This is a genomic window from Nonomuraea sp. NPDC005650 (assembly GCF_040605375.1).
Lineage (GTDB): Bacteria > Actinomycetota > Actinomycetes > Streptosporangiales > Streptosporangiaceae > Nonomuraea.
Map to the genome: position 1 here is coordinate 161,923 of NZ_JBEXCR010000001.1, position 22,592 is coordinate 184,514.

Consider the following 22,592-nt stretch of genomic DNA (forward strand, 5'->3'; position numbering starts at 1 on the left):
TACAAGTGTGAAGGAGAGGGTGGAAATTAGCGTCATGATTGATCCGCTACCCGAGCTGTCCACCGAGCAGAGCGATCCCCGCTACAGCCAGATCGACCGGCTGCCTACCGAGCAGATCGCCCGGCTCATGAACCAGGCCGACGCCGCCGTGCCCGCCGCCGTCGCGGTGGCCATCCCGGCGATCTCGGCCGCCATCGACGCGATCTCCGCCAGGATGGTGGAGGGCGGCCGGCTGCTGTACGTCGGCGCCGGCACGTCGGGGCGGCTGGCCGTGCTCGACGCCAGCGAGTGCCCGCCCACGTTCGGCACCGATCCGTCGCTGGTGCAGGGCATCATCGCCGGCGGGCCCGAGGCGCTCACCCGTTCGGTCGAGGGAGCGGAGGACGACGCCGAGGCGGGCGCGGCCGCGTTGAAGGACCTGGAGGTGGGACCGCTCGACTCGGTGGTGGGCGTGTCCGCCAGCGGCCGGGCTCCCTTCGTCCTGGGCGCGCTGGCTGAGGCGGCCTCCCGGGGCGCGCTCACCGTCGGCCTGTCGTGCAACGACGGCGCGCCGCTGTCGGCCGCCGCCGAGCACGCGATCGAGGTGGTCGTGGGACCCGAGGTGGTGACCGGCTCGACCAGGCTCAAGGCGGGCACGGCCCAGAAGCTCGTGCTCAACATGATCTCGACGATCTCGATGGTCAAGCTCGGCCGTACCTACGGCAACAAGATGATCGAGATGTCGGCGATGAACAACAAGCTGGCCGGGCGCGCGCTGCGCATGGTCAGCGACATCACCGGCGCCGACCTCGAGACGGCCGAGACCGCGCTGGACGCGGCCGGCGGGCAGGCGAAGATCGCCGTGCTGATGATCCAGCACGGGCTCGACGCGGAGGGGGCACGGGCACTGCTGGAGTCACACGGGGAGCGCCTCAGCGACGCGCTGAGCGGCTGAGGGGAACGGCATGACCGACCGGCTGGGAGCGGTCCTGGCGGGCGCTGTGCCGCGCGTGTGCCCGGCCGCGGTCGCGCTGATCGCCGTGGACGGCTCCGTGGCCGCCGCGGCCGCCACCGGCGAGCTCGTACGCTACGCCGACGCCGAGGGGACGCTCGCCGCGGAGCGTCCGCCCGCCGGCCTCGACTCGATCTTCGACCTGGCCTCGATCAGCAAGCTCTTCACCACGGCCGTGCTGCTCTCGCTGGCCGAGGAGGGCGCGATCGGGCTGGACGAGCCGGTGGCCGCCTGGATCCCGGGCCATGACCCGAGGATCACGCCGCGCCGCCTGCTCACGCACACGGCGGGCCTGCCTCCGACCCGGCGCATCGACCTGGAGCTGCCGGGCTCGGACGCCTCCGAGCGCATGGAGGCGATGCTGGGCACGCCGATCGCCCACCCGGTCGGCGGGCCGTACCTCTACAGCGACGTCGGCCTGGTCATCGCCGGCCGGGTCGCCGAGCTGGCCGGCGGCGCGCCGCTCGACGCGCTGGTCCGCGCCCGGGTCACGGACGTGCTCGGCCTGGCCGACACCGGCTACCGGCCCGCCGCGCCGTCGCGGGCGCCCGCTCAGGTCCCTTTGCCCGCTCAGGTCCCAGCACCCGCTCGGGCCCCTGTGCCCACTCGGGTCCCCGTCCTCTCTCGGGTCGCGGCCACCGAGTGGAAGCCGGAGCGGCCCGGACCCGGCTGCGTGCGCGGCGAGGTCCACGACGAGACGGCGTACGCGCTGGGCGGCGTGGCGGGGCACGCGGGGCTGTTCGCCACGGCCGGGGACCTGCTGGCCTTCGGCGAGGCACTGCGACTGGCCGCGCTCGGGCACGGGGGCGGCGTGCTGCGCCCGGAGAGCGTGGCCGAGATGGTGCGCGACCAGGGCGCCGAGGGTGCCGCCTTCCGGCACGGGCTGGGCGTGCGGATCGGCGACCCGGCCATCGTGGGGCCGCTGAGCGGTGCCTTCGGGCATTCCGGCTTCACCGGCACCTCGCTGGTGGTCGATCCCGCCCGCGGGCTGACCGTGGTGCTGCTGACGAACGCCGTCCACCCCGTACGGGGCCGCGACGGCATCCGCGAGCTGCGTCACGCGGTGGCCGGGGAGGCGCTGCGACTGCGCGGCCTCGCCGCCCTGACATAGCCTGCAAGTATGTCCGTCCAGCTGAACCACACCATCGTGCAGGCGAAGGACAGAGACGCGACCGCCGCGTTCCTCGTGGACGTCCTCGGCCTGGAGCCCGCGCCCGTGTACGGGCCGTTCCGCGTCGTCACGCTCGGCAACGGCGTCTCGCTCGACGTCGTCCAGGTCGGCGAGGCGGTGCTGCCGCAGCATTACGCGTTCCTGGTCAGCGAGGAGGAGTTCGACCAGATCTGGGATCGGATCAAGGGCCACGGCCTGACCTACTGGGCCGATCCGCACCACTCCGAGCCGGAGCGGATCAACACCCACGACGGCGGCCGCGGCCTCTACTGGTCCGACCCCAACGGCCACAACCTGGAGATCATCACGGTCCCCTACGGCGGCTGGGGCTAGGGGGCCAGCGCCTCCAGCGCCTCCTCGGCCCGGCGCATCGCCTCCTTGGCGTCGAGCGTGACGAACTCGCGGTCGAAGTTGAGGTCGTGGAAGACGTCCGTCACGCCGCCGGCGGCCAGCGCGTCCACGTCGGCCCTGATCTTGTCGTACGTGCCCGTCATGGGCCGGTCGTCGGCCGCCCCGACCCGCGTGACGCCGCGGCACACGAAGCGGAACCCGGTCGCGTCGCGCCCCGACTCCGCCAGCGCCGCCTTGATCAGCTCCACGCGTCCGGCGATCGCGGACAGGTCCTCCCTGCTGGAGCTCACCCACCCGTCGGCCAGCCGGGCGGCGCGGCGCAGCGCGACCTCGGCGGTGCCGCCCAGCAGGATCGGCGGCGGCCCCGGCACGGGCTTGGGGTCCATGTGAGACGGCGACACCCGGTAGAACTCGCCATGGTGCTCGATCACGTCGTCGGCCCACGCCTTGCGCAGCACCTCGACGAACTCCTCGCCCCTGCGCCCGCGCCGCTCCATGCCGACGCCCGCCGCCTCGAACTCCTCCGGCACCCAGCCCAGCCCGAGCCCGGCCGTGAGCCGCCCGCCGGACACGGTCTGCAGCGTGGCCAGCTGCTTGGCCAGCACGACCGGCTGCACGTACGCGTTGATCACGGCCACGCCCAGCCGGATCCGCTCCGTCACGCCCGCCAGGTGGGCCAGCGTGATCAGCGGGTCGTGCACGCTGCGGTACGTCGGCCCCATCGGGTGCCCGACCGGGTACAGCAGCCGCTGGAACGTCCACAGCTCGTGGTAGCCGAGCTCCTCCGCCCGCCGGGCGACGCGGCGCATGTTCTCCGGGGTCGCCCATGGGCCTGACTGGGGCACTGCGAAACCGACTCTCACCGAACCTCCTTGAGCGTGGAGAGTCATTCAACCTCAGAGAAGAACCCTCAGGAAAGAACGTGGTGCACAGCCGCTGACTCTGCGTTACCGTGCGGTCGCCCGGCTGGCGGGATGCGAAGCCTGTGGAGGCTGCGATGGCGGAGAGCCGTCGGCAACTCGCCGCGTCCAGCCATGACCCGCAGACGGCCGCGCAATCGCCCGGCGAGCCGTTCGGGCAGGCCACGCCGGGACCAGCGCAGGAAGAACGCGTACACGGCCTCATGCCGCTGGAAGTCCACCGGCAGAGCCCGCCGCTCGATCCCGTACCGGGCCAGATAGGTGACCGCGTCGAACACAGCTCGCAGATCATGCACCATCGGCCTGCCGGTGGCTGCGACCAGCTCGGCCATCACCGCCCATTCGGCATCGGTCAGGTCCGACGGATATGACGGTTTCCGGCCGCGACACCGGCACCCCGGCGAGGCGCAATCGCCGGCGTTCAGGCATATCCAGTCCATCGCCTATACCAGGTCGAACCCTGACCTGCGCAGCCGCAGCGCGGCTTCGAAGTGAGGGCCGGCGGGGTGGGTGAGGTCGCGAGCGCCAACGGCCGGTAGGGATCCGGCCGCGCCGAAGGCTCCTCGGTCATCGGGTGGTGAAGTTGGCCATCATGGCCATGTCTTCGTGTTCCAGATTGTGGCAATGGAAGACGTACTTGCCGGGATAACCGTCGAATCTGATCGCGATTGCCGCTTCTTCCGAGGCCCGCAGGTCGATGGTGTCCTTCCATCCGGCGTCGAATGCCTCGGGGCCTCCGATCCCTCGGGAGAGCACCTGGAAGGGGTTGAGGTGGAGGTGCACGGGGTGATGGAAGTCCGCGATGAGCCGCCAGACCTCGACGGTGCCGAGCTTCGGCGCGGCGGCGATGTCGTCGGGGCTGAATGGCCGCCCGTCGATGAGCCAGCCCTTCATGTGGTTGACGTCTCCCGACTGAAAGCGGAAGGTGCGGGTCGTGACGGCCTGGGCCGCGGTGAGCGATTCGACCGTGGAGAGTTTGTCGGGAACGGTGAACGGCTCGCCGGCTTTCTCGCCGACGATGAAGCGCATGACCTGGGACATGTTCCCGTCACCGAAGTCGTTGAGCAGCGTCACCGCGGTTCCGGGTTTGTAGCTGGAGAAGTCGATGATGACGTCGAGACGTTGCGCGGGTGCGAGCTCGACATGCTCATGACGAATTGGCGCGGCAAGGAGTCCGCCGTCGGTGCCGATCTGTGTCAGGAGGCCATCGGGTCGCGGGTCGAGACGCAGGTCGAGGCGTCTGGCATTGCAGGCGTTGATGATGCGCAGGCGGTATGTGGCGCCGTCGACTCTCGCAACCGGCCAGGGGGTGCCGTTGACGAGCATGACGTCTCCAAGGACGCCGGCGACGAACGAGCCGGTGACGCCAGGTGTCCTCATCAGGCTCCCGTCGATGCTCGGGTAGGACAGAGAGCCGTCCGCGGCGAAGCTGCGATCGGTGATCATGACAGGGAGCTCGCGGGGGCCGGAGGGCAGGCCCAGAGCGTCTTCTTCGTCGTCTCGCACGAAGTGGAGGCCGGCGAGTCCGCGCCATACGCTCGGGCCGGTGAAGTCCATCCGGTGGTCGTGGTACCAGAGCATCGCCGCGCGCTGGTCGAGTGGATAGGTGTAGGAGCGGTGGCCTTCGGTGGTGTCTCCGACCATCGAGCCGCCCATGTTCATGTGCTCCATGTTCGTGGAGGACCTGGCGACGGGGTGGACGAAGTCGATCGGGTATCCGTCGCTGTCGGGCGGGGTACGGCCGCCGTGCAGGTGCACGACCGTGGGAACGGGAAGGTTGTTGGTGTGCCTCACCACGGTCGTGCGGGCACGCCGGCTGACGATGGTGGGGCCGGGGAAGATCCCGTTGTAGCCCCAGATCGCCGTCTTCACCCCCGGCAGGATCGAGGCCGCCGCCGCGGTCTGAGTGATCTCGTAGTAGTCGGTGTCGGCGTCGCTGCGTACCGGCTTCAGTACGGGCGGGGTCTGGAAGGGCATCGTGAACGGCCGCGGAATCGGCAATCGGCTGCGGAGCAGATTGCCGGTTGAGGTGAGCCCGGCCGCGCCGTGGGAGAACGGGATCCCCACTCCCAGGCCGATGCCGGCGACGAGTCCGGCGCCGATGAACGCCCGGCGGCTCAACGTGATCCGGTGGTTCTTCTCGGTCATCGGCGTCGCCAGGCCCAGACAGCGAGAGCGGTGGCGAGGAGGATGATCGCCACACCGAGCGGGATATGCAGGGTGATCGCTCGCGAGAACCCGAGAAGGATCTGTAGCCCGATCAGGCCGAAGAGGCCGAGGCAGGCCAGGATGGGCCACCAGGGTCCGCGTCCGGGCCACCGCTGAAGTACGGCCGCGACGGCGGAGATGAGGACCGAGATGCCGGCGAAGGTCGCGTTCTCGCGATGAACGTGCAGTGAGTCGTAGCCGCCGGAGAGGAACTGACCGGCGAAGACCGCCTGGTCGAACAGCATGATCGCCGCGGCTGTGCTCGTGATTCGGAACACCCAGCACGGCCAGCGCGGCGTGAGCCTGCGTGCCACAGCGGCATCCCCCGATGATTGTGTCGTCGTCACGCGCCGTCCTCGTATCGCCAAATAGATTCACTTGAATCCGATCCAGATGAATCTAACATAGGATGGGATCATGTCGAAGCCGCGAGTCGACCTCCAGCTGGGCCTGTTGCTGCGCCAGTCGCACCAACGAGCCGCCGGGGCGCTGAACAACGCCCTCTCCTCACTGGGCCTGACCGGCCGCCACTTCGGCGTGATGATGCTCCTGCGCCGCGACGGCGTCTCGACCCAGCGCGACCTGATCCGACAGACCGGCAGCGACAAGGCGGGCATGGTCCGTACCGTCGAAGACCTCGAAACCCTCGGATACCTCTCCCGGGCCCGGTCCACCACCGACAAACGGGTGGCCAATCTCAGCCTGACCGACAAGGGCATCGACGCTTTCGACACCGCCCAGCGCCTCGCGGCTGACGCCGCGGAAGACCTGTTCGGATCATTCACCGACGCCGAGCTCGAAACCCTCCAGGCTCTCCTGACCAGGTTCGTCGCCCCGGCAGAACGCGACGCATGACTCGCCTGACACGGGCGAGCACGGGCCCGGGCTCGCCCAAGACGAACTGACCGCGCCCGCCTGGCCCAGCCTCTACGCCACGCGGCCCGCGGCCCCAAGGCTTCGGCCCGCATCCTTGATCGCCGACGCCCGCAGGGGCGGCGGCCTCGTGGTCTTGCTTGGGCCCATCTCAAAGATGGCCTCGGCCAAGGCATGCGTCGTCCCCGGCTCAGCGACCAACCCCTTTGTCAGCAGGCTCTTGATAGCGCGCCGGAATGGGGATGCCGGTTCCTTGCCGTCACTCAGCTCTGCGCGGCACACAGCAGACACTTCGAAAGTCCGCTAAATGGCCGGTTATTGCCCTGTTTGCAACGCCTTCGCAGGTGCAGCGTGAGGAACAGCGCGTCCAGGAACATGTCGGGAAAGGGGTTCCATGAGAAAGCTGCTCCCCACCGTGGCGTTATGCGCCGCAGTCACGCTGGTCACCGCGCTGATGCCTGCCGGGTCTGCGACGGCCTCGCGCACGTCGTCGTCCGCGTGCGATCACATCGGTGACAAGAACGCCGCCATCCGCGATTTCGTTGAAGGCATCAAGAAGGATTGGGACCTCGACGTCAAGGCCCGCGACTACGAGATTCAGGCGCACGGCGGCGAATGCGTCATCCAGCCCAAGGGAGCTCGCCCCGTCACCGGTGAGGCCGAGGCGCGATCCGATAGTTCGGCGACGACGAGCATGACCACGGTCGAGACAATGCCGGCTTCGGCAACGCCCACGGACGGCGACGCGACGATCCAGCAGGAGGTGGCCTGGCAAGCCCCTAGTTGCTATGAATGGGAGGACGCGGAGCATATCGGTTGGATGAGAGCTTGCGGGCAGTGGGGCCGCATGGACTACGCGGCGGCAACGCACAACAACTACGCCTATCGCATGTACGCGTCATGCCATGCGCTGTCGGGTCACGCCTTCGATCAGCTCAGCGAGTGTTACGTGGCCGCGGAGCCCTTCGGGAACGATCCGAACATCGTGTGGAATGACTGGGATCCCAAGGCCACCCTGGAATTCAATCCCTGTGGATCCATTCCCATCGGCATCTCTGTGGGCCCGTTCTCGACGTCCTATACGATCAACAGCTGCGAGAAGATCGTCCCGTCGGAGAGCCCGAACCCGGGGGTTCCTGACTGGCGAGCAACCTGGGTGGGCAAGTCGTACTACGAAGAGGACGTGCGACAGACAGCGGCCATCGTCGCCTTCGTCGTTCCCAAGTCCTACCAGTCGTCACCGAGTCTCTACTTCAAGCGGGGATTCACTACCGAGGAATGCGTCTGGCCGCCGACTCCCTCCCCCTACTATCCCTGGTGCGCCATTTGATCGAGGCCTTCCCATGGGGGACGGCATCAACCATGTACAGGCGGTGGGATGGGAGACACTCATCGCCCCGATGGGACATGAGGCCTCCGGTGCGGTGTGGATTCGACGCCCGCACCACACCGAAGGCCCTCTGCCGACCACGCTCGTGGTCGATACGCCTGGTTGTGATGTCTCAGGACGTTGGTTCCACGAAGTACTCATCAAGAGTGGACTGGAGCGGTAGGAGGAGGTTCACTCGTTCCAGCCTCCGCTCGATGGAGATCCGGAAGTCACTGCCCCGGGTGCGATCGATCGGATCGCAAGCCGCTTAGCTGGATGACGCAGATCAGCCCAGCGGGCAGCACCGGTTGTTGAGGCGGCGCGGTCACACGGACCCACGCCTACAGCAGCGGCGTGATCGGCAGTGCCACGTCGGATTCGAGCGTGGTGACCAGGAAGCCGCCGCTGATACGGGCTGCGGTGTCGGCCTCATGCGCCTGACCTGCGATCCGCCGTTTGACCTTCGTCACCGTGGCAGCCCCGCCCATCTCGGCCACGATGGCGAGCAGCCTGCGGCGCGCGGGCCGGACGGTTGGCGCTGACGCTCTCTCGTTGGCCGGTCCGACAGGCCGCGCCTTGGCAGCGGTGATCGGGAATGCGGTCTCGGCCGTGAGAACGGGAACGACGCGGCACCCGCCACAGAGTGTCCTTGTCACGGAGCACTGCGTCGGTTTCAAGTCCCGACGCCGCGAGCGCCGCGCTGATCAGGGTGGAGCCGGCCGGGTCGGCGTTGTTCACCCGCCAGCAGAACTCGGCGGTGCGACCCCGGCCCTGCGCTGCCCCTCAACAGCGGGGATCGGGGGCGCACCAGGTGCTCGACGCGCGTACGGGGAAGTCGCGCGGAGCGACGCACCTCCGGACGGCCAGGCCGCCACAACCGGCCGCAGGTTAGGGGGTGCGCGTCTGCGGATCAGAGGCGGAGCTCGTTTGTGCATACGAAGCACATCTAACGCTTGTGCCGCAGGCCACATGTTTCTAATGTGACTCTATGCGGCGCTTCGAGCGACCTTTCGATGACAATTTGATCCTGAGCGACCACAGCACCCCGGATCGACCTATTCTGCGCCTTACTGCCGAATGCCTCCTCAACTCGGACAATGAAGTCGCCGAAGAGCACGAATACCGTCTCTTGGACAACGACGAATCCGCGTCGGGTGCCGCTGACTACCTGGAGAAGCATGGGCTCGCCTTGGAAGAGGAGAGACGCATCTACGAACTGGAGGCCGCCCATGCTCCTAGGCCTTGCATGTTCGCCATGGGGCGAGATTCGGACGCCATAGAAGATTTTGCTCAGTCCGCTATAGATCGGGGCCCTAACGGTCAGGCATTGATTAGCATCATGTTCTGCCATCCTCGGTCGATTGTGTTTCGCGATCTCCTCAACAACTTCGCGTACCTCGACCACCGATCTGGAATGAGCTGGGATCTGATCTTCGCCGGCTACACCAGCCGCAACCAGTTCCTGCCTCCACAAGTAGCCGGAATACGCATCTGGAAGTTCCGGCCGACAGACTTCCACGAAATCAGGCAACTAGTTTCTCAACACCATAGAAGGGCGCTGTGCCGGGATGTGCCCAGTGGGCTGACTCCATGGGAATACTCAGGAACGCCCGAGCTGGTCAGCGTCATGGCTTACGCGACGGAGGTCACTGCAAGAGGCTACACGGACACCGTCGCCAAAATTGATTGGGCCTCCCTTCGCGCAGTGCGCCTCACCGATCTCAACGGGAACTACAAGTCTCACAACCTGGGCACGTTGGTGGAAACTCTCAGCGACTGGAGAGAGGCTTCGGAGAGCACTGAACCGGTCCCCGCCTTTCGAGAGTTGGCACCCGGCGAAGCGCCTTCCACCACGACATCCGTTGAGATCCTCAGACCTCTGCTCAACGCGGCGGCAGCAGCGATCGCGGGAGGTATAGCAGGGAACGCCGCATACGATCTCCTCAAGAAAATCATGGGGATGTAGCAGCGCGCCCGCATCAAAGGGACCGTCAATAGACGGAAATGGGTTAGAGGAGCCGAAGCCAGGCAGCCTGCGTGGTGTGGAGGGCGTAGCGCAGGGCATCGACGGAGTGGTCATCGACCTTGACCGGAGAGTCCTCACCTTCTCGGCCGGGGAGTCGACCGGCGCACAATGGCACATGTCGAACGTGGGCGGGCCGCCGTTGCCGCAGGCCCGATCCGGCGATCGCGTCCGGCGGCGCGCACCGCCCGTACCGCCGAATACTCTGTACGAGTGGGGCTGGAGGAGGAGCTGGCGGGGACCGCCGCGGCGTACGGAGGGGCGGGCGAGCCCGTGCTGCATCCGACGCGCACGGACGTCGTGGTGTTACGCAGGGGCGAGGTCGTGGTCAAGGCCCACTCGGCGCGCGACGACGTGGAGTCGTTGCGGATCCGGTTGCGGGCCGCGGCGTCGGCCGCGGTGACCGGCGTGATGCTGGCCCCGCTCGACCCCGAGGTGCTGACGGTCGCGGGCCGCGCGGTGACGGTCTGGCCGGCCGGGCGGCCGGTCGCGCAGGACGACCCGGACTCCGCGCCGTGGGAGGAGGGCGCCAGGCTGCTGGCCAGGCTGCACGCCGTCCCGCTGACGCCGCTGCCCGGCCTGCCCCCGGCCGGCGGGCCCGCGCGGGCCGCCAGGGCGGTGGCCCGGATGACCGGCGACGGCCCGGTGGAGCAGCTCGTCAGGCGGGCCTTCAAGGAGCTGCCCGAGCCCGACCCGCTGCCCGGACTGCTCACGCACGGCGACTGGCATCTGGGCCAGCTCGTCCGCCGCGACGACTGGCTGCTCATCGACGTCGACGACCTGGGCGTCGGCGACCCAGCATGGGACCTGGCCAGGCCGGCCGCCTGGTATGCCGCCGGGCTGCTCGACCCGGCCGTGTGGGAGCGGTTCCTGGGGGCCTACCTCGGCTCCGGCGGGCCCGCGCTCGGCCGGGGCGACGACCCCTGGCGGCGGCTCGACGTGCCCGCCAGGGCGCTGACCGTCCAGCTCGCCGCCGTGGCCGTGGTCAACGCCGAGCGCGACGGCCGGGAACTGGACGAGGTCGAGCATTCGTTAGTGGAGTCGTGCAACAGAATCGTCCGAGCGTGACGGGGTTGCGCGCGGTAGGTTTCAACCCTGAGACCTCGAAGCCAAGGAGAGCGACCTAGATGCAGTGCCCCAAGTGCCGCGGCAACATGCGGACCTATGAGCGCAACGGCGTCCACATCGAGCAGTGTGACAACTGCCGCGGGATCTTCCTCGACTACGGCGAGCTCGAGACGCTGACCCGGATGGAGACTCAGTACCACACGGCTCCCCCGCCCCCGGCCCCCGGCCCCGCCTGGGGTGCCCCGCACCACGGTGGCCACCACGGCGGCCACCACCGGCAGCGCAGCTGGGTGGGCATGCTGTTCTCGACCTGACCGCGGTTCTCGACCCGACCGCGATGAAGGCCGCGCGCCGGTGGGGGTGCGCGGCCTTCGCGTCGCCTGCGGGGATCGGGGGTCAGCCTGGGAGGTCGTCGGGGTCCACGGGCTCAGCCGGGGAAGTCGTCGGGGTCGACGGGCGAGGTGCGGGCGTTGCCGCCCGCGATCGCGTGCAGCGTGATCCGCCAGTCGTGCCAGCGGATCTGCGTGGCGGTGAACGTCGTCTTGAACTTCACCGACTTCTGGAACCGCTCGAAGCTGCACTCACGCGTGAACGACTTGCTCTTGCCGTCCCAGTCCACGCCGTGCGTGAAGTAGATCTTGTAGTTGCCGTCGCGCACGCCCTTGACCTTGAACTTGGCGTTCCTGCGCACGTACACGCTGAACACCTTGCTCCCGCCCTTCATGACGGTGACCACGGAGTCGCGGGTGCCGCCGTTGTCGACCTCCAGCGAGCTGCGGCCGTTGAACGTGCTCTTCTTGATGAACGAGCCGTTGCTCAGCCGCCTGGTCTGCCGCTTGCCGGCCTTCACGTTCACGACGTCGGCCGGGTAGTCGCCGGCGCTCTGCAGGGCCTCCCCCGCCTTGTCGAGCGCGGCCAGCTTGTCGTCGAGGTCGATGAGGACGGCCGACGACGTGCACAGGTTTCGCCCGCCGACCTTGCCGGCCGTGGAGCCCAGCTCGCCGGCGAAGTCACGCAGGCCGGCCACGTACGCGTCGTGCTGGGTGCGTACGGCGTCGGGCGGGGTGATGGCGGCCAGCGCGTCCGCCGCCCCGCTCAGCGCCTCCTCGGCGCGGGTGACGCGCTGGTCCAGGGCCTTGACCCCGCGCGCGCCGGCCAGGGCGCTGATGGCGTCCGCCATCGACTTGTGCCTGCTCTGGAGCTCGCCCTTGTAGGCCTCGGGCGTGAGGGCGGTCGCGCTGGGGGTGCCCGCCGCCGTGCCGCCGCCCGCGGGCACGCCGCCGCCGTTGCCGCCGGCGACACCACTGACCTTCGGCTCGCCTCCGGTCGGTGAAGGTAACGCCGAGGAGCACGCGCCGAGCGTGAGGGTTGCCAGGGCGAGAACACAGGAGATCAACCGGGGTCCAGCCACCTGTCACACTATCGTCCGGTTGATCCCTGCCCGTCAATTCAGGATTCGGCCAGTCCGGCGTTGCGATCCTGCCGCAGCCACCGGGTGATCCCGATCGTCTCCAGGAACGGCACGTCGTGGCTGGCCACGACGAGCGCCCCCCGGTACGCGTTCAGCGCCTGGGAGAGCTGGCGGACGCTGGCCATGTCCAGGTTGTTCGTCGGCTCGTCGAGCAGGAGCAGCTGGGGCGGCGGCTCGGCCGACAGGAGCGCGGCCAGCGTCGCCCGGAAGCGCTCGCCTCCCGACAGCGTGCCGACGGCCTGGTTGACCCGCTCGCCCCTGAACAGGAAGCGCGCCAGGCGTGCCCGGACGTCGTTCACGGAGGCGGACGGCGCCACCGCCCGCACGTTGTCCACCACGCTCAGCGCGCCGTCCAGGAGGTCGAGGCGCTGCGGCAGGTACCGCACCGGGACATGGGCGCCGTGCTCGATGATCCGTTTGAGCAACGTGGTCTTGCCCGAGCCGTTGGGGCCCAGCAGCGCGATCCGCTCGGGACCCCGCACGACCAGCGCCTCCAGCACCACGCCGCGCACACCGCCTTCCTCGGCGTCTCCCGACTCCCCGGCTCCCTCCGCTTCTCCGGCCACGTCCGCCTCCCGCACGCGCCGCTGTCCGGACGCCCCGCGCGCGCCGGAGCCGCCCGCCTCCTCGGCTGCCCCACCGGCATCCGGGCCGCCGGTGGCCTCGGCCGCGCGCGTTTCACGTGCGGTGCCGACGTCGAGGGGAAGGTTCAGGACCGTGCGCCCCGCCGGGACCTCGGTGCCCGGCAGCTCGATGCGGATCTCCGCGTCGTCGCGCACCGCCTGCTCGGCCTCCGTCAGCCGCCCCCGTGCCTCCTCCAGCTTCTCGATGGCCAGGTTGCGCTGCTTGCCCGCCGTCACCTGGGCCTTCCGCTTGAGGCCGTTCGCGACGATCTTCGGCGCCTTCTTGTTCTCGAACGCCTTGCGGCCGGCCCGCTGGCTCCGGTCGATCCGGGTGCGGACGTCGACGAGCTCCCGCTGCTGCCGGCGGATCTCGCCTTCCGCGGTCCGTACCATCCGCTGGGCGGTCTCCTGTTCGGCGGCGACCTGCTCCTCGTAGTCGCTCAGGTTGCCCCCGTACATGCGCACAGTCCCGTCGCGCAGCTCGGCGATCTGGTCCACCAGCTCCAGCAGCGTGCGGTCGTGGCTGACCACGACCAGCACCCCCGACCAGGCGGCGACCGCGGCGTAGAGCCGCTCCCGGGCGTCCAGGTCGAGGTTGTTGGTGGGCTCGTCGAGCAGCAGCACCTCGGGCCGTTTCAGCAGCTGGGCGGCGAGCGCGACCATGATGGTCTCGCCGCCGGACAGCGTGCCGACCGTGCGGTCCAGCCCGATGTGGCCGAGCCCGAGCCGGTCGAGCTCCGCCAGCGCGCGCTCCTCCACGTCCCAGTCGTCGCCGACGGCCGCGAAGTGCTCCTCGGCCACGTCCCCGCTCTCGATGGCGTGCAGCGCCGCCCGCGTCGCGCTGATCTCCAGCAGGTCCGACACGGTACGGGCGGCGACCAGCGGGACGTTCTGCGGCAGGTATCCCACCTCCCCGGACACGGACACCGATCCGGGCCGCGGGGCCAGCTCCCCCGCGATGATCTTCAGCAGGGTGGACTTGCCCGACCCGTTGGTCCCGATGAGCCCGGTGCGCCCCGCGGGGAACGCGGCGTCGAGCCCGTCGAGCACCTTGGTGCCGTCCGGCCAGCCGAAGGACACGTGATCTACAACAATGGAAAAAGACATAAGGCGGCTCCCGTCACAAAGGTCGAAATTTCGTGACTTGGCGGGAAACACCGCAAACGCGCGCAGCACAACAAGGGGATTCGGGGCGAGAAAGGATCGCCGGAGGTCCAGGTGTGCGCGCGTGCCCACGACAGGGCGGAACGGCGCGGTGCCCGCGACCTCAGATCCTCACGTCAACTGCCCCCACGGCTCGGCGATAAGACGCCACACAGCGTACGCGACGCGTCGATCACCTCGCAAGGCCACGCGCCCGGTGCGCCGCGACGTTGACCCTGTTCGCGCAGGCGGGAGAGCAGAACCGGCGCCGCCCGTTGCGGGAGGTGTCGATGAAGACGATCGCGCACCCCTCGCGGTCGCACCGCCCCAGCCGGTGCCTGCCCGCGAACGACATCGCCATGGCCAGCCCGCCGGCCGTGGTGTCCTTCGCCCTGGACACGACGTCGGCGTCCACGGAGAAGAAGTGCAGGTGGGGCTCGCGGCCGTCGTGCGCGCTGACGTACGGCTTGGACGCGGTGACGTCGAGCAGGTCGTTGATCAGCTTGATCTGCGTGTCCTGATCGCGCTCCCCGAACACCGGCGACAGCCGCCCCGCCCACACCCGCAGCTCCTCGGCCTGCTCGGCGGTGACGGCGGTGCGAACGAGGCGATGCTCGGTCAGCATCGCCTCGACCGCCTCGGGGCTGAACTCGGTCGCGTTCACCAGCGCCGCCGCGAGCGCCGCCCCGTTGCCGCCGTAAGCGTTGAAATGCATAAGGCCATTACAGCAGATTGGAATCATGCACTCCAGACACCTGCACGACCCTCTGGCCCTGGCCGTCGTCTCCTCCCACCGCACCTCCGAGGGCACGGTCTCCTACCTGCGGTGCGCCTGCGGCGTGTGGGAGGTCCGCACTTCGGCCATGGTCGCCACCGTCCCACCCCGCCGCCGCGGCTGACGCAACGCTCCAGGGTCGTCCGTCAGCCGCCCACACCCGGCAATTCAGGACAGATGGAGAGGCCCAGGGAATACGTAGGGGCAGAGATTCTCCCCCGGGGGAGAAGATTCCGCACCGCCGCCAGAGCCGCCACGGCCTGCTTTTCGTGATCCATGTCACGATGGCGCGCAGGCTAGATGGGGAGGGCGTGGATGTGTAGTGAGCCAGTGCTGCCCGAAAGCGTGGCGGGCGCGTTGGAGGAGTACGGACAGCTGCTGGACGAGCACGGCATCACCTGGGGTGAGCCGGAGATCCATTACGTCAAGTTCTTCGCCAGGCGCAGGGTGCTGCCGTCCGCGCTGTCCGACCGGTTCTGGCAGCTGGTCTTCGAGGCGGTCGCCGAGAGCCGTCCGGGCCGGACGCGCGACCAGCTCGGGGCCTGCCTGGCCGAGCCCGACTACGACAGGGTGCTGCGTGACACCCTTGACGGCGTGCTGCCCCGGCACCTCGCCGCCGTACGCGTGGGGCCCGAGGAGGTCCGGCTCGAAGGCGCGCCGCGGACGGTGCTGCTGCCTTCGCGTCCGGTCCGGGGCGAGAGCGCGGGCAACCGCCGCGCGAAGGCGGGCCTGCGGTGGGCGCGCCGGCTCCCGTTCATCCCGCGTCCCGGTGGCGCGGGCTCGCGTCGCGTGAACGGAAATGGCCGGGGGCCCGAGAGCGGCGGGACGGATCAGGTGCCGTCCGTCCCGCGCCCCGCCCTCGCCGGGGACTCCGCCCCGTCCGCGGTCGATCCCGCCGGCGGGCTCGTGCCCGCCGGGCCGGGGCGCGGCGAGGAGCGGCTGTCGCTGCTCATCGACTCGAGGCGGGAGGAGGCCTGCCTGGTCAGCGTGGACGAGACGCAGCGGCGGCTCGACCCCGGCGGCGCGTGGCTGGTGGAGGTGGACCACGACAGCTCGGTAGTGGTGGACGGCGTGCGGATCCAGCTCGACACGCTCCTGAGACCCGCCCAGGCGGCCAGGCTGCGGCTGGTGGCGGGGATGCCGTGCCGGTGGAGCGTGACAAGCGAGGACGGCAGCGGCTGGTTCCCGCCCGACACCCCCAACCGGTACGACTACCACGGCCGCCCGTACTTCCACGGCGACGACATCGTCCTGGAGGTCCCCTGCGTGCCCCTGACGATCACGGTCGCCCGGGGCATGGAGTACGACGAGGCCAGCCTGGAGCTCGTACCCGAGCCGGGCGAGGAGCGCCTGGTCGAGCTCGCCCCGCGGCGCATCTACGACGCGGCCGCGCGCGGCTGGTACGGCGCCGACATGCACGTGCACCTCAACTGGGCGGGCGACCTCGTCGGCGCGCCCGCGGACGCCGCCGCCGCGCAGCACGGCGAGGACCTGCACGTGCTCAACCTGCTGGCGGGCAACGTCTCCGGCCGGCGCGTCTACGACCGCGAGGCCCTGGAACACTGGGCGGACGTCGACCTGCCGTGGTCCGACGCGACGCACGTGGCCAGGATGGGCGTCGAATACCGCAACGACCTGCTCGGCCACATCTACGCGTTCGCGCCGCGGGCCGCGCCGGGCCGCTATCACACCGGGTTCGAGGGCGACGCCGACTGGCCGCCCAACGCCGACGGGCTGCGGGAGCTGCGCGGGCTCGGCGCGCTCGTCGGCTACAGCCACCCCTTCCGCACCCCGATCTCCGACGGCGACCCGCCCAAGGGCATCGTGTCGCCCGTGTGGCGCAACTGTGCCGCCCGCGAGCTGGTCGCCGACGTCGCGCTCGGGCTCGTGGACAGCCTCGACGTGCTCACGCACGCCTCGATCCCGTCCACGGCGGCGGTCTACCGGCGGCTGCTCGGCGCGGGCAACCGGCTCTCCGTGACCGCGGGCACGGACGCGATGATCTCCTTCACCCGTTCCGACAACCAGTCGAACCCGCCCGGCTGGGCCCGTGTCTACGCCCAGGTCGACGGCGAGCTGACCGCCCGGTCGTTCGCGGCGGCCGTACGCGCGGGCCGTACGTTCGCCACCACCGGTCCCTGGCTGGAGTTGTCGGTGGCCGGTCACGGCCCCGGCCACGTGATCCAGGCCCGCAGGGGCCGGCAGGTCCGGGTCACGGCCGTCGCCGTCGGCCCGGAGGTCGCGGCGGTGCGCATCCGCACGGCGGAGGGCGTGGTCGCCGGGGGCGAGCGGCTGACGGACGAGCCCGGACGGGCCTTCGACGAGCCGCTGACCGTGACGGTCGACCTCACGGTGGACGCCTCCACGTACGTGATCGCGGAGGTCCTGTGCGGCCGGCACCTCCGCACCCTGACCTCCACCGGGTACGCCCTGACCAGCCCCGTCTACGTGGAGGTGGACGGCAGGCGGGTCGCCCGGCGGGAGGACGTCATGTGGTGCCTGGAGTGGCTCGACCTGCTGGAGGACCTGATCAAGCAGCACGGCCGCCTGGCCGGCGCCTACCAGTTCGGTGACCACGTGTCCCTGCTGGAACAGGCCAGGGGCGTCTACCGGTCCCGGCTGAGCTGAGGTCGGCGGATCCGACGGGCATCGACGTTTTCTGGCCGTACGTGTTAGATTTTGGCCATGCGGTCAGAAATTGAGCCGGACGGCCAGAAGCGGTCGTTCATCGAGGAGGCCAGGCGCGCGCAGATCGTGGCGTCGGCCGTCGAGGTGATCGCCGACGTCGGGTTCGCCCAGGCGTCCCTCGCGCGCATCGCCAAGCACGCGGGCATCAGCAAGGGCGTCATCTCCTACCACTTCGCCGGCAAGGAGGAGCTGATGGAGGAGGTGGTCACCCGCGCCTACACGGAGGCCGCCGAGGAGCTGCTGGCCGCGATGGAGGGCGTGGAGGGGGCGGGCGCGCTGCTGCGGACGTACTTCGTCGCCAACGCCGCGCACATGCGCAGGCACCGCTCGAAGATCCTGGCGCTCGGCGAGATCTTCAACAACCTGCGCACCGCCGACGGCAAGCCCCGCTACGGCGTGCGCACCAGTGAGGAGATCTACCGGGCGCTGGAGAAGATCTTCACCCTCGGGCGGCACACCGGCGAGTTCAGGGACTTCGACCTCCGCGTCATGTCCGTCACGGTGTCGGCGGCCATGGACAGCATGTTCGGCTACTGGGCCGCCTATCCCGACCACGACCTCGAAGCGCACGCGCGCGAGCTGGCCGACCTCTTCGAAAGGGCGTGCGGGAGATGAAGACCGAGCCGCGGACCCGGCTGCGCTCGATCGACAACCTGCGGATCGTGCTGACCGCGCTGGTGGTGGCCCACCACGCCGCCGTCACGTACGGGAACATCCCGCTGTGGTTCTACATCGAGCCCGCCAAGGACCCTTCGGGGGTCGCGCTCGACATCCTGGTGGTGTTCGATCAGGCGTTCTTCATGGGGTTCTTCTTCCTCATCTCCGGCTTCTTCACCCCCGGCTCGTACGACCGCAAGGGCCCCCGCGCCTTCATGCGGGACCGGCTGGTGCGGCTGGGCATCCCGCTGCTCGTCTTCCTCGTCCTGCTGCGGCCGCTGGTGAACTTCGGCGGGCTCGCGACGCGCCCGGAGATGCCGTATTGGCAGTACTACCTGGGCTCGTGGGACCCGGGGCCCATGTGGTTCGCGGAGGTGCTGATCGTCTTCGCGCTGGCGTACGCGTGGTGGCGGAGCCGGCGGCCGGCGCCGGCCCCGAGTCCCGCGCCGCTGCGGCTGCGCCGGGTGGTGCTGTTCGTCCTGGGGCTGTCCCTCGCCACGTTCCTATGGCGGATCCCGGTGCCGACCGGCAGCTACGTGCCGGTGCTGGGGCTGCCGACGCCGAGCTTCATGCCGCAGTACGTGGCCATGTTCGCGGTCGGGTGCGTGGCCTTCCGGCGTGGCTGGTTCGAGACGCTGCCCGCGCGGGCGGGGCACCTCGCGTTCGCCGCGGCGGGCGTGTCGACCGCCGTGCTGCTGCCGCTCTCGGCCATGACCGGCGGGGCGGTCAACTCGGCGGTGACGGCCACCTGGGAGTCCGCCTTCGCGGTCAGCATGGTCATCGGGCTGTCGGTGCTCTTCCGGGAGCGCTTCGCCGGGCAGGGGCCGCGCGGGAGGTTCCTGTCCGACCACGCCTTCACCGTCTACATCATTCATCCGCTTGTGCTGGTCGCCATCGGCTACGCGCTGCGCCAGTGGGAGGCGATCGCGGTCGTCAAGTTCGCGATCATGCTGGTGGTGGCGCTGCCGCTGTGCTGGGGGCTGGCGTATATGGTGCGGTCGCTGCCCGGGGCGAAGCGGGTTCTCTGAGCGAGCTCACGGGGCCGGCGGAGGAGGTCCTGTGAGCATGGCGGGAAGCGGGGCGGGGCGGCCGTCGCGGACGCAGACGTACGTGACCGTGCCGACGGCCACCAGCTCCTCCCCGCGCCGCATCGTGAACCTCATCGTGATCGACGTGGTGCCGACCCTGGCCGGCGCGCTCTCCACGGCCAGCACGTCGCCGAGGCGGGCGGGCGCGTGGTGCTCGCACCCGCTCGCCTTGACCACCAGGTCGGCGCCCTCCCGCCGCAGCCGGTCGTAGCCTCCACGGGCCCCGATCCAGTCGAGGAACGCGTCCTCGATGTACTCGTAGTAGCGGGAGGCGTGCATCATGGCCTGCGCGTCGCAGTGCCTCGGCCGCACCGGGAGGCGGGAGATCACGACGGGGTCACCCGTCGTAGAAGGAGTCGAGGATCTTGCCGTGACGCTCCTCGACAGCCCTGCGCTTGATCTTGAGGCTGGTGGTCAGCTCGCCCGTCTCCACCGTGAAGTCCTCCGCCAGGATCGCGAACTTCTTGATCGTGGCGTAGCCGGCCTGGTCCGCGTTGACCTGGTCGACGGCCCGGCTGACCTCCTCGCGCATGCGCGGGTGCTCGCGCAGCGCCTCGGGGTCGGACGGCAGCCCCTCCGCCTGGGCCCACGGCGTGACCACCTCCATGTCGAGCGTGACCAGCGCCGTGACGTAGTTGCGCCGGTCGCCGTGCACGAAGACGTGCGACGCGTACGGGCAGGCCGCCTTGATCCGGCCCTCCAGGTACGTCGGCGCGACGTACTTGCCCCCGGAGGTCTTGATCAGATCCTTCTTGCGGTCGGTGATGCGCAGCCGGCCGGCCTCGTCGAGTTCGCCGATGTCGCCCGTGTGCAGCCAGCCGTCCGCCAGCGCCTCGGCCGTCTCCCCCGGCAGCCCGTGGTAGCCGCGCATGATGCCGCGCCCGCCGATGAGGATCTCGCCGTCGTCGGCGATGCGGACCTCGGTGCCCGGCAGCGGCGGCCCTACCGTGCCGAACTTCACCGACTCCCGCAGGTTGAAGAAGCTGCCCGCCGACGACTCGGTCAGCCCGTACCCCTCGAGGATGGTCAGGCCCGCCGCGTCGAAGAACTCGGCGATGTCCCGCGAGAGCGGGGCGGCCCCGGAGACGAAGAAGCGGATCCGGCCGCCGAACCGGTCGCGGAGCTTGGCGAAGACCAGGCGGTCGGCCAGGGCGTACTCGATCCGGGTGGTGATCGGGAGGTCCGCCCCGCGCTGGCGGGCCCCGACGACCCGTACGCCGGTCCGCCGCGCCCACTCGAAGATGCGCAGCTTGACCCCGCCCTCGCGGCGCACGGTGGCCACGACCGTGTTGTGGATCTTCTCGAAGATGCGCGGCGCGGCGGCCATGAACGTCGGCCTGAGCACGCCGAGGTTCTCGGCGATCTTGTCGAGCCGGCCGTCGATCGCGGTCGCCACGCCGGCGTCGATCATGACGACCTGCAGCAGCTTGCCGAACGAGTGCGACAGCGGCAGCCACAGGAAGTGCAGGTCGGACTCGGAGACCAGGCCGAGCTCGCGGACGGCCCCCGAGACGTAGAGCCAGTTGTCGTGGGTCAGCTCCACGCCCTTGGGGCGGCCGGTGGTGCCGGAGGTGTAGATGAGGGTGGCCAGGTCGTCCTGGGCGATGGCGTCCACCATGGCGTCGTAGTCGCCCCCGCCATCGACCGCGCCGCCGAGGGAGCCGAGCGTGACCACCCAGCCGTCGTCGCTGGGCGAGCCGTCGACGACCACGACATGGGTGACGTCGGGCAGCTCCTCCCGGACGGACCTGATCTTGGCGACCTGCTCGTCGTTCTCGGCGATGACGACCGTGCTGCCGGAGTCGGTGATGACGAACGCCGACTCGGCGGCCGTGTTGGAGGGGTAGATCGTGGTCGTGGCCGCGCCGGTCGCCAGCACCGCGAGGTCGGCCAGGACCCATTCGTAGCGGGTCGAGCAGAGGATCGACACGCGCCTGCCTGGCCCCACGCCCAGCCCGGTCAGGCCCAGGGCCAGCTCGCGCACGCGTTCGCCCACCTCGCGCCACGACAGCGAGGCCCAGCCGTCGTCCGAGGGGAATCGGTACGCCTCGGCGTCGGGGGTCGCCGCGACCCGGTCGCGCAGCAGGGACGGGATGCTGGCCATGCCTGAACCTCCTGGACGGTGTTGAGGCCGACTCTAAGAGCAATCCCACCATTTGGGATAGACCATCGTGGCGCGCGTCCCCGGCCTCAGGGGCGTTTGAAGGCGGACAGGAGCCGGTCGGCCGCGAGCGCGGGGGTCAGCTCGCCCGCGAGGACCTCCCGCTCGACCTCCTCGGTGATCGCCGCCACCTCGGGGTCGTTGCGCAGCTCGGCCAGCAGCCGGTCCCGCACCAGCGTCCACGTCCACCCGACCTGCTGCCTGCGGCGTTTGGCGGCCAGGTCGACCGACTCCTGGTGGGTCAGCACGTGCCGCCAGAGCCTGTCCAGCCCGTCGCCGGTGAGCCCGCTGCAGGTGAGCACCGGCGGCGGGGCGGAGTCGGAGCGGAGCATGCGCAGCGCGCCCGCCAGCTCCCGCGCGGCCTTCCTGGCGGGCAGCTCGTGCTCGCCGTCGGCCTTGTTGACCGCGATGACGTCCGCGAGCTCCAGTACGCCCTTCTTGATGCCCTGGAGCTGGTCGCCGGTGCGAGCCAGCGTGAGCAGCAGGAACGTGTCCACCATGTCGGCCACCGCGGTCTCCGACTGGCCCACGCCGACGGTCTCGACCAGCACGACGTCGAAGCCGGCCGCCTCCACGACGACCATGGCCTCCCTGGTCGCCTTGGTCACGCCGCCCAGGGTGCCGGAGGTGGGCGAGGGGCGGATGAAGGCGGCGGGGTCGACCGACAGGCGGGCCATGCGGGTCTTGTCGCCGAGGATGCTGCCGCCCGTCCTGGTGGACGAGGGGTCGACGGCCAGCACCGCCACCTTGTGGCCCTGCGCGGTCAGCATCGTCCCGAGCGCGTCGATGAACGTGGACTTCCCCACGCCGGGCACGCCGGAGATGCCGATCCTGCGCGCGTGGCCGGACAGCGGGGTGAGCTCGACGAGCAGGCGCTGGGCCAGGACGTTGTGGTCGGGCCTGGTCGACTCGACCAGCGTGATCGCGCGGGCGATCCACGTACGGGACCCGGCCCGTACGCCTTGGGCGTAGGCCTCCAGCGAATGCACCCCGCTTACTCCTTTCTTTCCCG

At 70.0% G+C, this 22,592-nt stretch carries 23 protein-coding genes; 12 read left to right on the forward strand and 11 right to left on the reverse strand.

The genetic code is table 11. The annotated features are described in order from the left end of the window. Positions 1-34 precede the first annotated feature (34 nt). The 3 genes from murQ to ABZS69_RS00730 are packed head-to-tail and all read left to right on the forward strand — an operon-like array spanning position 35 to position 2,495. Positions 35-934, forward strand: a complete 900-nt coding sequence (gene murQ / locus ABZS69_RS00720) for an N-acetylmuramic acid 6-phosphate etherase (RefSeq protein WP_355364149.1) — start codon at positions 35-37, stop codon at positions 932-934. Positions 935-944: 10 nt separating this feature from the next. Next, the gene (locus ABZS69_RS00725) at positions 945-2,102 is read left to right on the forward strand and encodes a serine hydrolase domain-containing protein (RefSeq protein ID WP_355364152.1); all 1,158 of its coding nucleotides are present in this window, start codon (positions 945-947) and stop codon (positions 2,100-2,102) included. Positions 2,103-2,111: 9 nt separating this feature from the next. Then, complete coding sequence (locus ABZS69_RS00730; RefSeq protein ID WP_355364155.1) at positions 2,112-2,495, forward strand: VOC family protein; 384 nt, start codon at positions 2,112-2,114, stop codon at positions 2,493-2,495. On the opposite strand, the gene ABZS69_RS00735 is transcribed toward ABZS69_RS00730, so the two are convergent. From ABZS69_RS00735 to ABZS69_RS00750, 4 genes are all read right to left on the reverse strand, one after another. Further along, a complete protein-coding gene (locus ABZS69_RS00735) occupies positions 2,492-3,376 on the reverse strand; it encodes a TIGR03619 family F420-dependent LLM class oxidoreductase (protein WP_355364158.1) in 885 nt (294 codons plus the stop codon). The two genes, ABZS69_RS00730 and ABZS69_RS00735, sit on opposite strands and share 4 nt — an antisense overlap. Positions 3,377-3,423: 47 nt before the next feature. Continuing rightward, on the reverse strand, positions 3,424-3,873 hold the full coding sequence (locus tag ABZS69_RS00740; RefSeq protein ID WP_355364161.1) for a transposase: 450 nt from the start codon (positions 3,871-3,873) through the stop codon (positions 3,424-3,426). 127 nt (positions 3,874-4,000) lie between these two features. Beyond that, positions 4,001-5,581 (reverse strand): multicopper oxidase domain-containing protein, encoded by a 1,581-nt coding sequence (locus ABZS69_RS00745; RefSeq protein ID WP_355364164.1) that lies wholly within the window; start codon positions 5,579-5,581, stop codon positions 4,001-4,003. Further along, complete coding sequence (locus tag ABZS69_RS00750; RefSeq protein WP_355364167.1) at positions 5,578-5,886, reverse strand: hypothetical protein; 309 nt, start codon at positions 5,884-5,886, stop codon at positions 5,578-5,580. Before ABZS69_RS00750 ends, ABZS69_RS00745 begins: the two co-directional genes overlap by 4 nt. 172 nt (positions 5,887-6,058) lie before the next feature. Between ABZS69_RS00750 and ABZS69_RS00755 the strand changes: the two genes are divergently transcribed. Together ABZS69_RS00755 and ABZS69_RS00760 are read left to right on the forward strand one after the other, a co-directional pair. Beyond that, positions 6,059-6,496, forward strand: a complete 438-nt coding sequence (locus ABZS69_RS00755) for a MarR family transcriptional regulator (RefSeq protein WP_355364170.1) — start codon at positions 6,059-6,061, stop codon at positions 6,494-6,496. A gap of 412 nt (positions 6,497-6,908) precedes the next feature. Continuing rightward, entirely contained in the window at positions 6,909-7,844 is a 936-nt protein-coding gene (locus ABZS69_RS00760; protein ID WP_355364173.1) for a hypothetical protein, read from the forward strand. Positions 7,845-8,224: 380 nt separating this feature from the next. On the opposite strand, the gene ABZS69_RS00765 is transcribed toward ABZS69_RS00760, so the two are convergent. After that, a complete protein-coding gene (locus ABZS69_RS00765) occupies positions 8,225-8,380 on the reverse strand; it encodes a hypothetical protein (protein ID WP_355364176.1) in 156 nt (51 codons plus the stop codon). 491 nt (positions 8,381-8,871) lie between these two features. On the opposite strand from ABZS69_RS00765, the gene ABZS69_RS00770 reads away from it, so the two are divergent. The 3 genes from ABZS69_RS00770 to ABZS69_RS00780 all read left to right on the forward strand — a co-directional run bounded on the left by ABZS69_RS00770 (position 8,872) and on the right by ABZS69_RS00780 (position 11,288). Continuing rightward, positions 8,872-9,849: a hypothetical protein gene (locus tag ABZS69_RS00770; RefSeq protein ID WP_355364179.1), complete on the forward strand. Its 978-nt coding sequence runs from the start codon at positions 8,872-8,874 to the stop codon at positions 9,847-9,849. 270 nt (positions 9,850-10,119) lie between these two features. Next, a complete protein-coding gene (locus ABZS69_RS00775; protein ID WP_355364182.1) occupies positions 10,120-10,974 on the forward strand; it encodes a phosphotransferase in 855 nt (284 codons plus the stop codon). A gap of 59 nt (positions 10,975-11,033) precedes the next feature. Next, positions 11,034-11,288 carry a zf-TFIIB domain-containing protein gene (locus ABZS69_RS00780; RefSeq protein ID WP_355364185.1) on the forward strand — a complete coding sequence of 85 codons (255 nt, stop codon included), beginning with the start codon at positions 11,034-11,036 and terminating at the stop codon, positions 11,286-11,288. Between the two features lie 113 nt (positions 11,289-11,401). Here ABZS69_RS00780 and ABZS69_RS00785 read toward each other — a convergent pair whose 3' ends face one another. The 3 genes from ABZS69_RS00785 to ABZS69_RS00795 all read right to left on the reverse strand — a co-directional run bounded on the left by ABZS69_RS00785 (position 11,402) and on the right by ABZS69_RS00795 (position 14,926). Further along, positions 11,402-12,385 carry a hypothetical protein gene (locus tag ABZS69_RS00785; protein ID WP_355364188.1) on the reverse strand — a complete coding sequence of 328 codons (984 nt, stop codon included), beginning with the start codon at positions 12,383-12,385 and terminating at the stop codon, positions 11,402-11,404. Between the two features lie 38 nt (positions 12,386-12,423). Then, positions 12,424-14,175, reverse strand: a complete 1,752-nt coding sequence (locus ABZS69_RS00790; RefSeq protein ID WP_355364191.1) for an ABC-F family ATP-binding cassette domain-containing protein — start codon at positions 14,173-14,175, stop codon at positions 12,424-12,426. Positions 14,176-14,404: 229 nt separating this feature from the next. Further along, positions 14,405-14,926 carry a CGNR zinc finger domain-containing protein gene (locus ABZS69_RS00795; protein WP_355364194.1) on the reverse strand — a complete coding sequence of 174 codons (522 nt, stop codon included), beginning with the start codon at positions 14,924-14,926 and terminating at the stop codon, positions 14,405-14,407. A gap of 25 nt (positions 14,927-14,951) precedes the next feature. On the opposite strand from ABZS69_RS00795, the gene ABZS69_RS00800 reads away from it, so the two are divergent. From ABZS69_RS00800 to ABZS69_RS00815, 4 genes are all read left to right on the forward strand, one after another. Continuing rightward, positions 14,952-15,110: a hypothetical protein gene (locus ABZS69_RS00800; RefSeq protein ID WP_355364197.1), complete on the forward strand. Its 159-nt coding sequence runs from the start codon at positions 14,952-14,954 to the stop codon at positions 15,108-15,110. A 191-nt stretch (positions 15,111-15,301) separates the two neighbouring features. Beyond that, positions 15,302-17,614: a CehA/McbA family metallohydrolase gene (locus ABZS69_RS00805; RefSeq protein ID WP_355364200.1), complete on the forward strand. Its 2,313-nt coding sequence runs from the start codon at positions 15,302-15,304 to the stop codon at positions 17,612-17,614. A gap of 57 nt (positions 17,615-17,671) precedes the next feature. Further along, positions 17,672-18,289: a TetR/AcrR family transcriptional regulator gene (locus ABZS69_RS00810; protein WP_355364203.1), complete on the forward strand. Its 618-nt coding sequence runs from the start codon at positions 17,672-17,674 to the stop codon at positions 18,287-18,289. Beyond that, entirely contained in the window at positions 18,286-19,359 is a 1,074-nt protein-coding gene (locus ABZS69_RS00815; RefSeq protein WP_355364206.1) for an acyltransferase family protein, read from the forward strand. The genes ABZS69_RS00810 and ABZS69_RS00815 overlap by 4 nt, the downstream gene beginning before the upstream one ends. Before the next feature lie 6 nt (positions 19,360-19,365). On the opposite strand, the gene ABZS69_RS00820 is transcribed toward ABZS69_RS00815, so the two are convergent. From ABZS69_RS00820 to meaB, 3 genes are all read right to left on the reverse strand, one after another. After that, on the reverse strand, positions 19,366-19,749 hold the full coding sequence (locus ABZS69_RS00820; protein WP_355364209.1) for a thioesterase family protein: 384 nt from the start codon (positions 19,747-19,749) through the stop codon (positions 19,366-19,368). A 7-nt stretch (positions 19,750-19,756) separates the two neighbouring features. Continuing rightward, positions 19,757-21,523, reverse strand: coding sequence for a long-chain fatty acid--CoA ligase (locus tag ABZS69_RS00825; protein WP_355364212.1), 1,767 nt, complete (start codon positions 21,521-21,523; stop codon positions 19,757-19,759). An 86-nt stretch (positions 21,524-21,609) separates the two neighbouring features. Next, entirely contained in the window at positions 21,610-22,569 is a 960-nt protein-coding gene (gene meaB / locus ABZS69_RS00830) for a methylmalonyl Co-A mutase-associated GTPase MeaB (RefSeq protein ID WP_355364214.1), read from the reverse strand. Positions 22,570-22,592: the final 23 nt, after the last annotated feature.

Bases quoted from the DNA above. Each gene is read 5' to 3' on its own strand.
- ABZS69_RS00790 (WP_355364191.1), bottom strand. From the start codon at position 14,175: ATGTCTTTTTCCATTGTTGTAGATCACGTGTCCTTCGGCTGGCCGGAC.
- ABZS69_RS00745 (WP_355364164.1), bottom strand. From the start codon at position 5,581: ATGACCGAGAAGAACCACCGGATCACGTTGAGCCGCCGGGCGTTCATC.
- ABZS69_RS00730 (WP_355364155.1), top strand. From the start codon at position 2,112: ATGTCCGTCCAGCTGAACCACACCATCGTGCAGGCGAAGGACAGAGAC.
- ABZS69_RS00795 (WP_355364194.1), bottom strand. From the start codon at position 14,926: ATGCATTTCAACGCTTACGGCGGCAACGGGGCGGCGCTCGCGGCGGCG.
- ABZS69_RS00760 (WP_355364173.1), top strand. From the start codon at position 6,909: ATGAGAAAGCTGCTCCCCACCGTGGCGTTATGCGCCGCAGTCACGCTG.
- ABZS69_RS00750 (WP_355364167.1), bottom strand. From the start codon at position 5,886: ATGCTGTTCGACCAGGCGGTCTTCGCCGGTCAGTTCCTCTCCGGCGGC.
- ABZS69_RS00805 (WP_355364200.1), top strand. From the start codon at position 15,302: ATGTGTAGTGAGCCAGTGCTGCCCGAAAGCGTGGCGGGCGCGTTGGAG.
- ABZS69_RS00825 (WP_355364212.1), bottom strand. From the start codon at position 21,523: ATGGCCAGCATCCCGTCCCTGCTGCGCGACCGGGTCGCGGCGACCCCC.
- ABZS69_RS00740 (WP_355364161.1), bottom strand. From the start codon at position 3,873: ATGGACTGGATATGCCTGAACGCCGGCGATTGCGCCTCGCCGGGGTGC.
- ABZS69_RS00725 (WP_355364152.1), top strand. From the start codon at position 945: ATGACCGACCGGCTGGGAGCGGTCCTGGCGGGCGCTGTGCCGCGCGTG.
- ABZS69_RS00770 (WP_355364179.1), top strand. From the start codon at position 8,872: ATGCGGCGCTTCGAGCGACCTTTCGATGACAATTTGATCCTGAGCGAC.
- ABZS69_RS00810 (WP_355364203.1), top strand. From the start codon at position 17,672: ATGCGGTCAGAAATTGAGCCGGACGGCCAGAAGCGGTCGTTCATCGAG.
- ABZS69_RS00780 (WP_355364185.1), top strand. From the start codon at position 11,034: ATGCAGTGCCCCAAGTGCCGCGGCAACATGCGGACCTATGAGCGCAAC.
- ABZS69_RS00800 (WP_355364197.1), top strand. From the start codon at position 14,952: ATGCACTCCAGACACCTGCACGACCCTCTGGCCCTGGCCGTCGTCTCC.
- ABZS69_RS00815 (WP_355364206.1), top strand. From the start codon at position 18,286: ATGAAGACCGAGCCGCGGACCCGGCTGCGCTCGATCGACAACCTGCGG.
- murQ (WP_355364149.1), top strand. From the start codon at position 35: ATGATTGATCCGCTACCCGAGCTGTCCACCGAGCAGAGCGATCCCCGC.
- ABZS69_RS00755 (WP_355364170.1), top strand. From the start codon at position 6,059: ATGTCGAAGCCGCGAGTCGACCTCCAGCTGGGCCTGTTGCTGCGCCAG.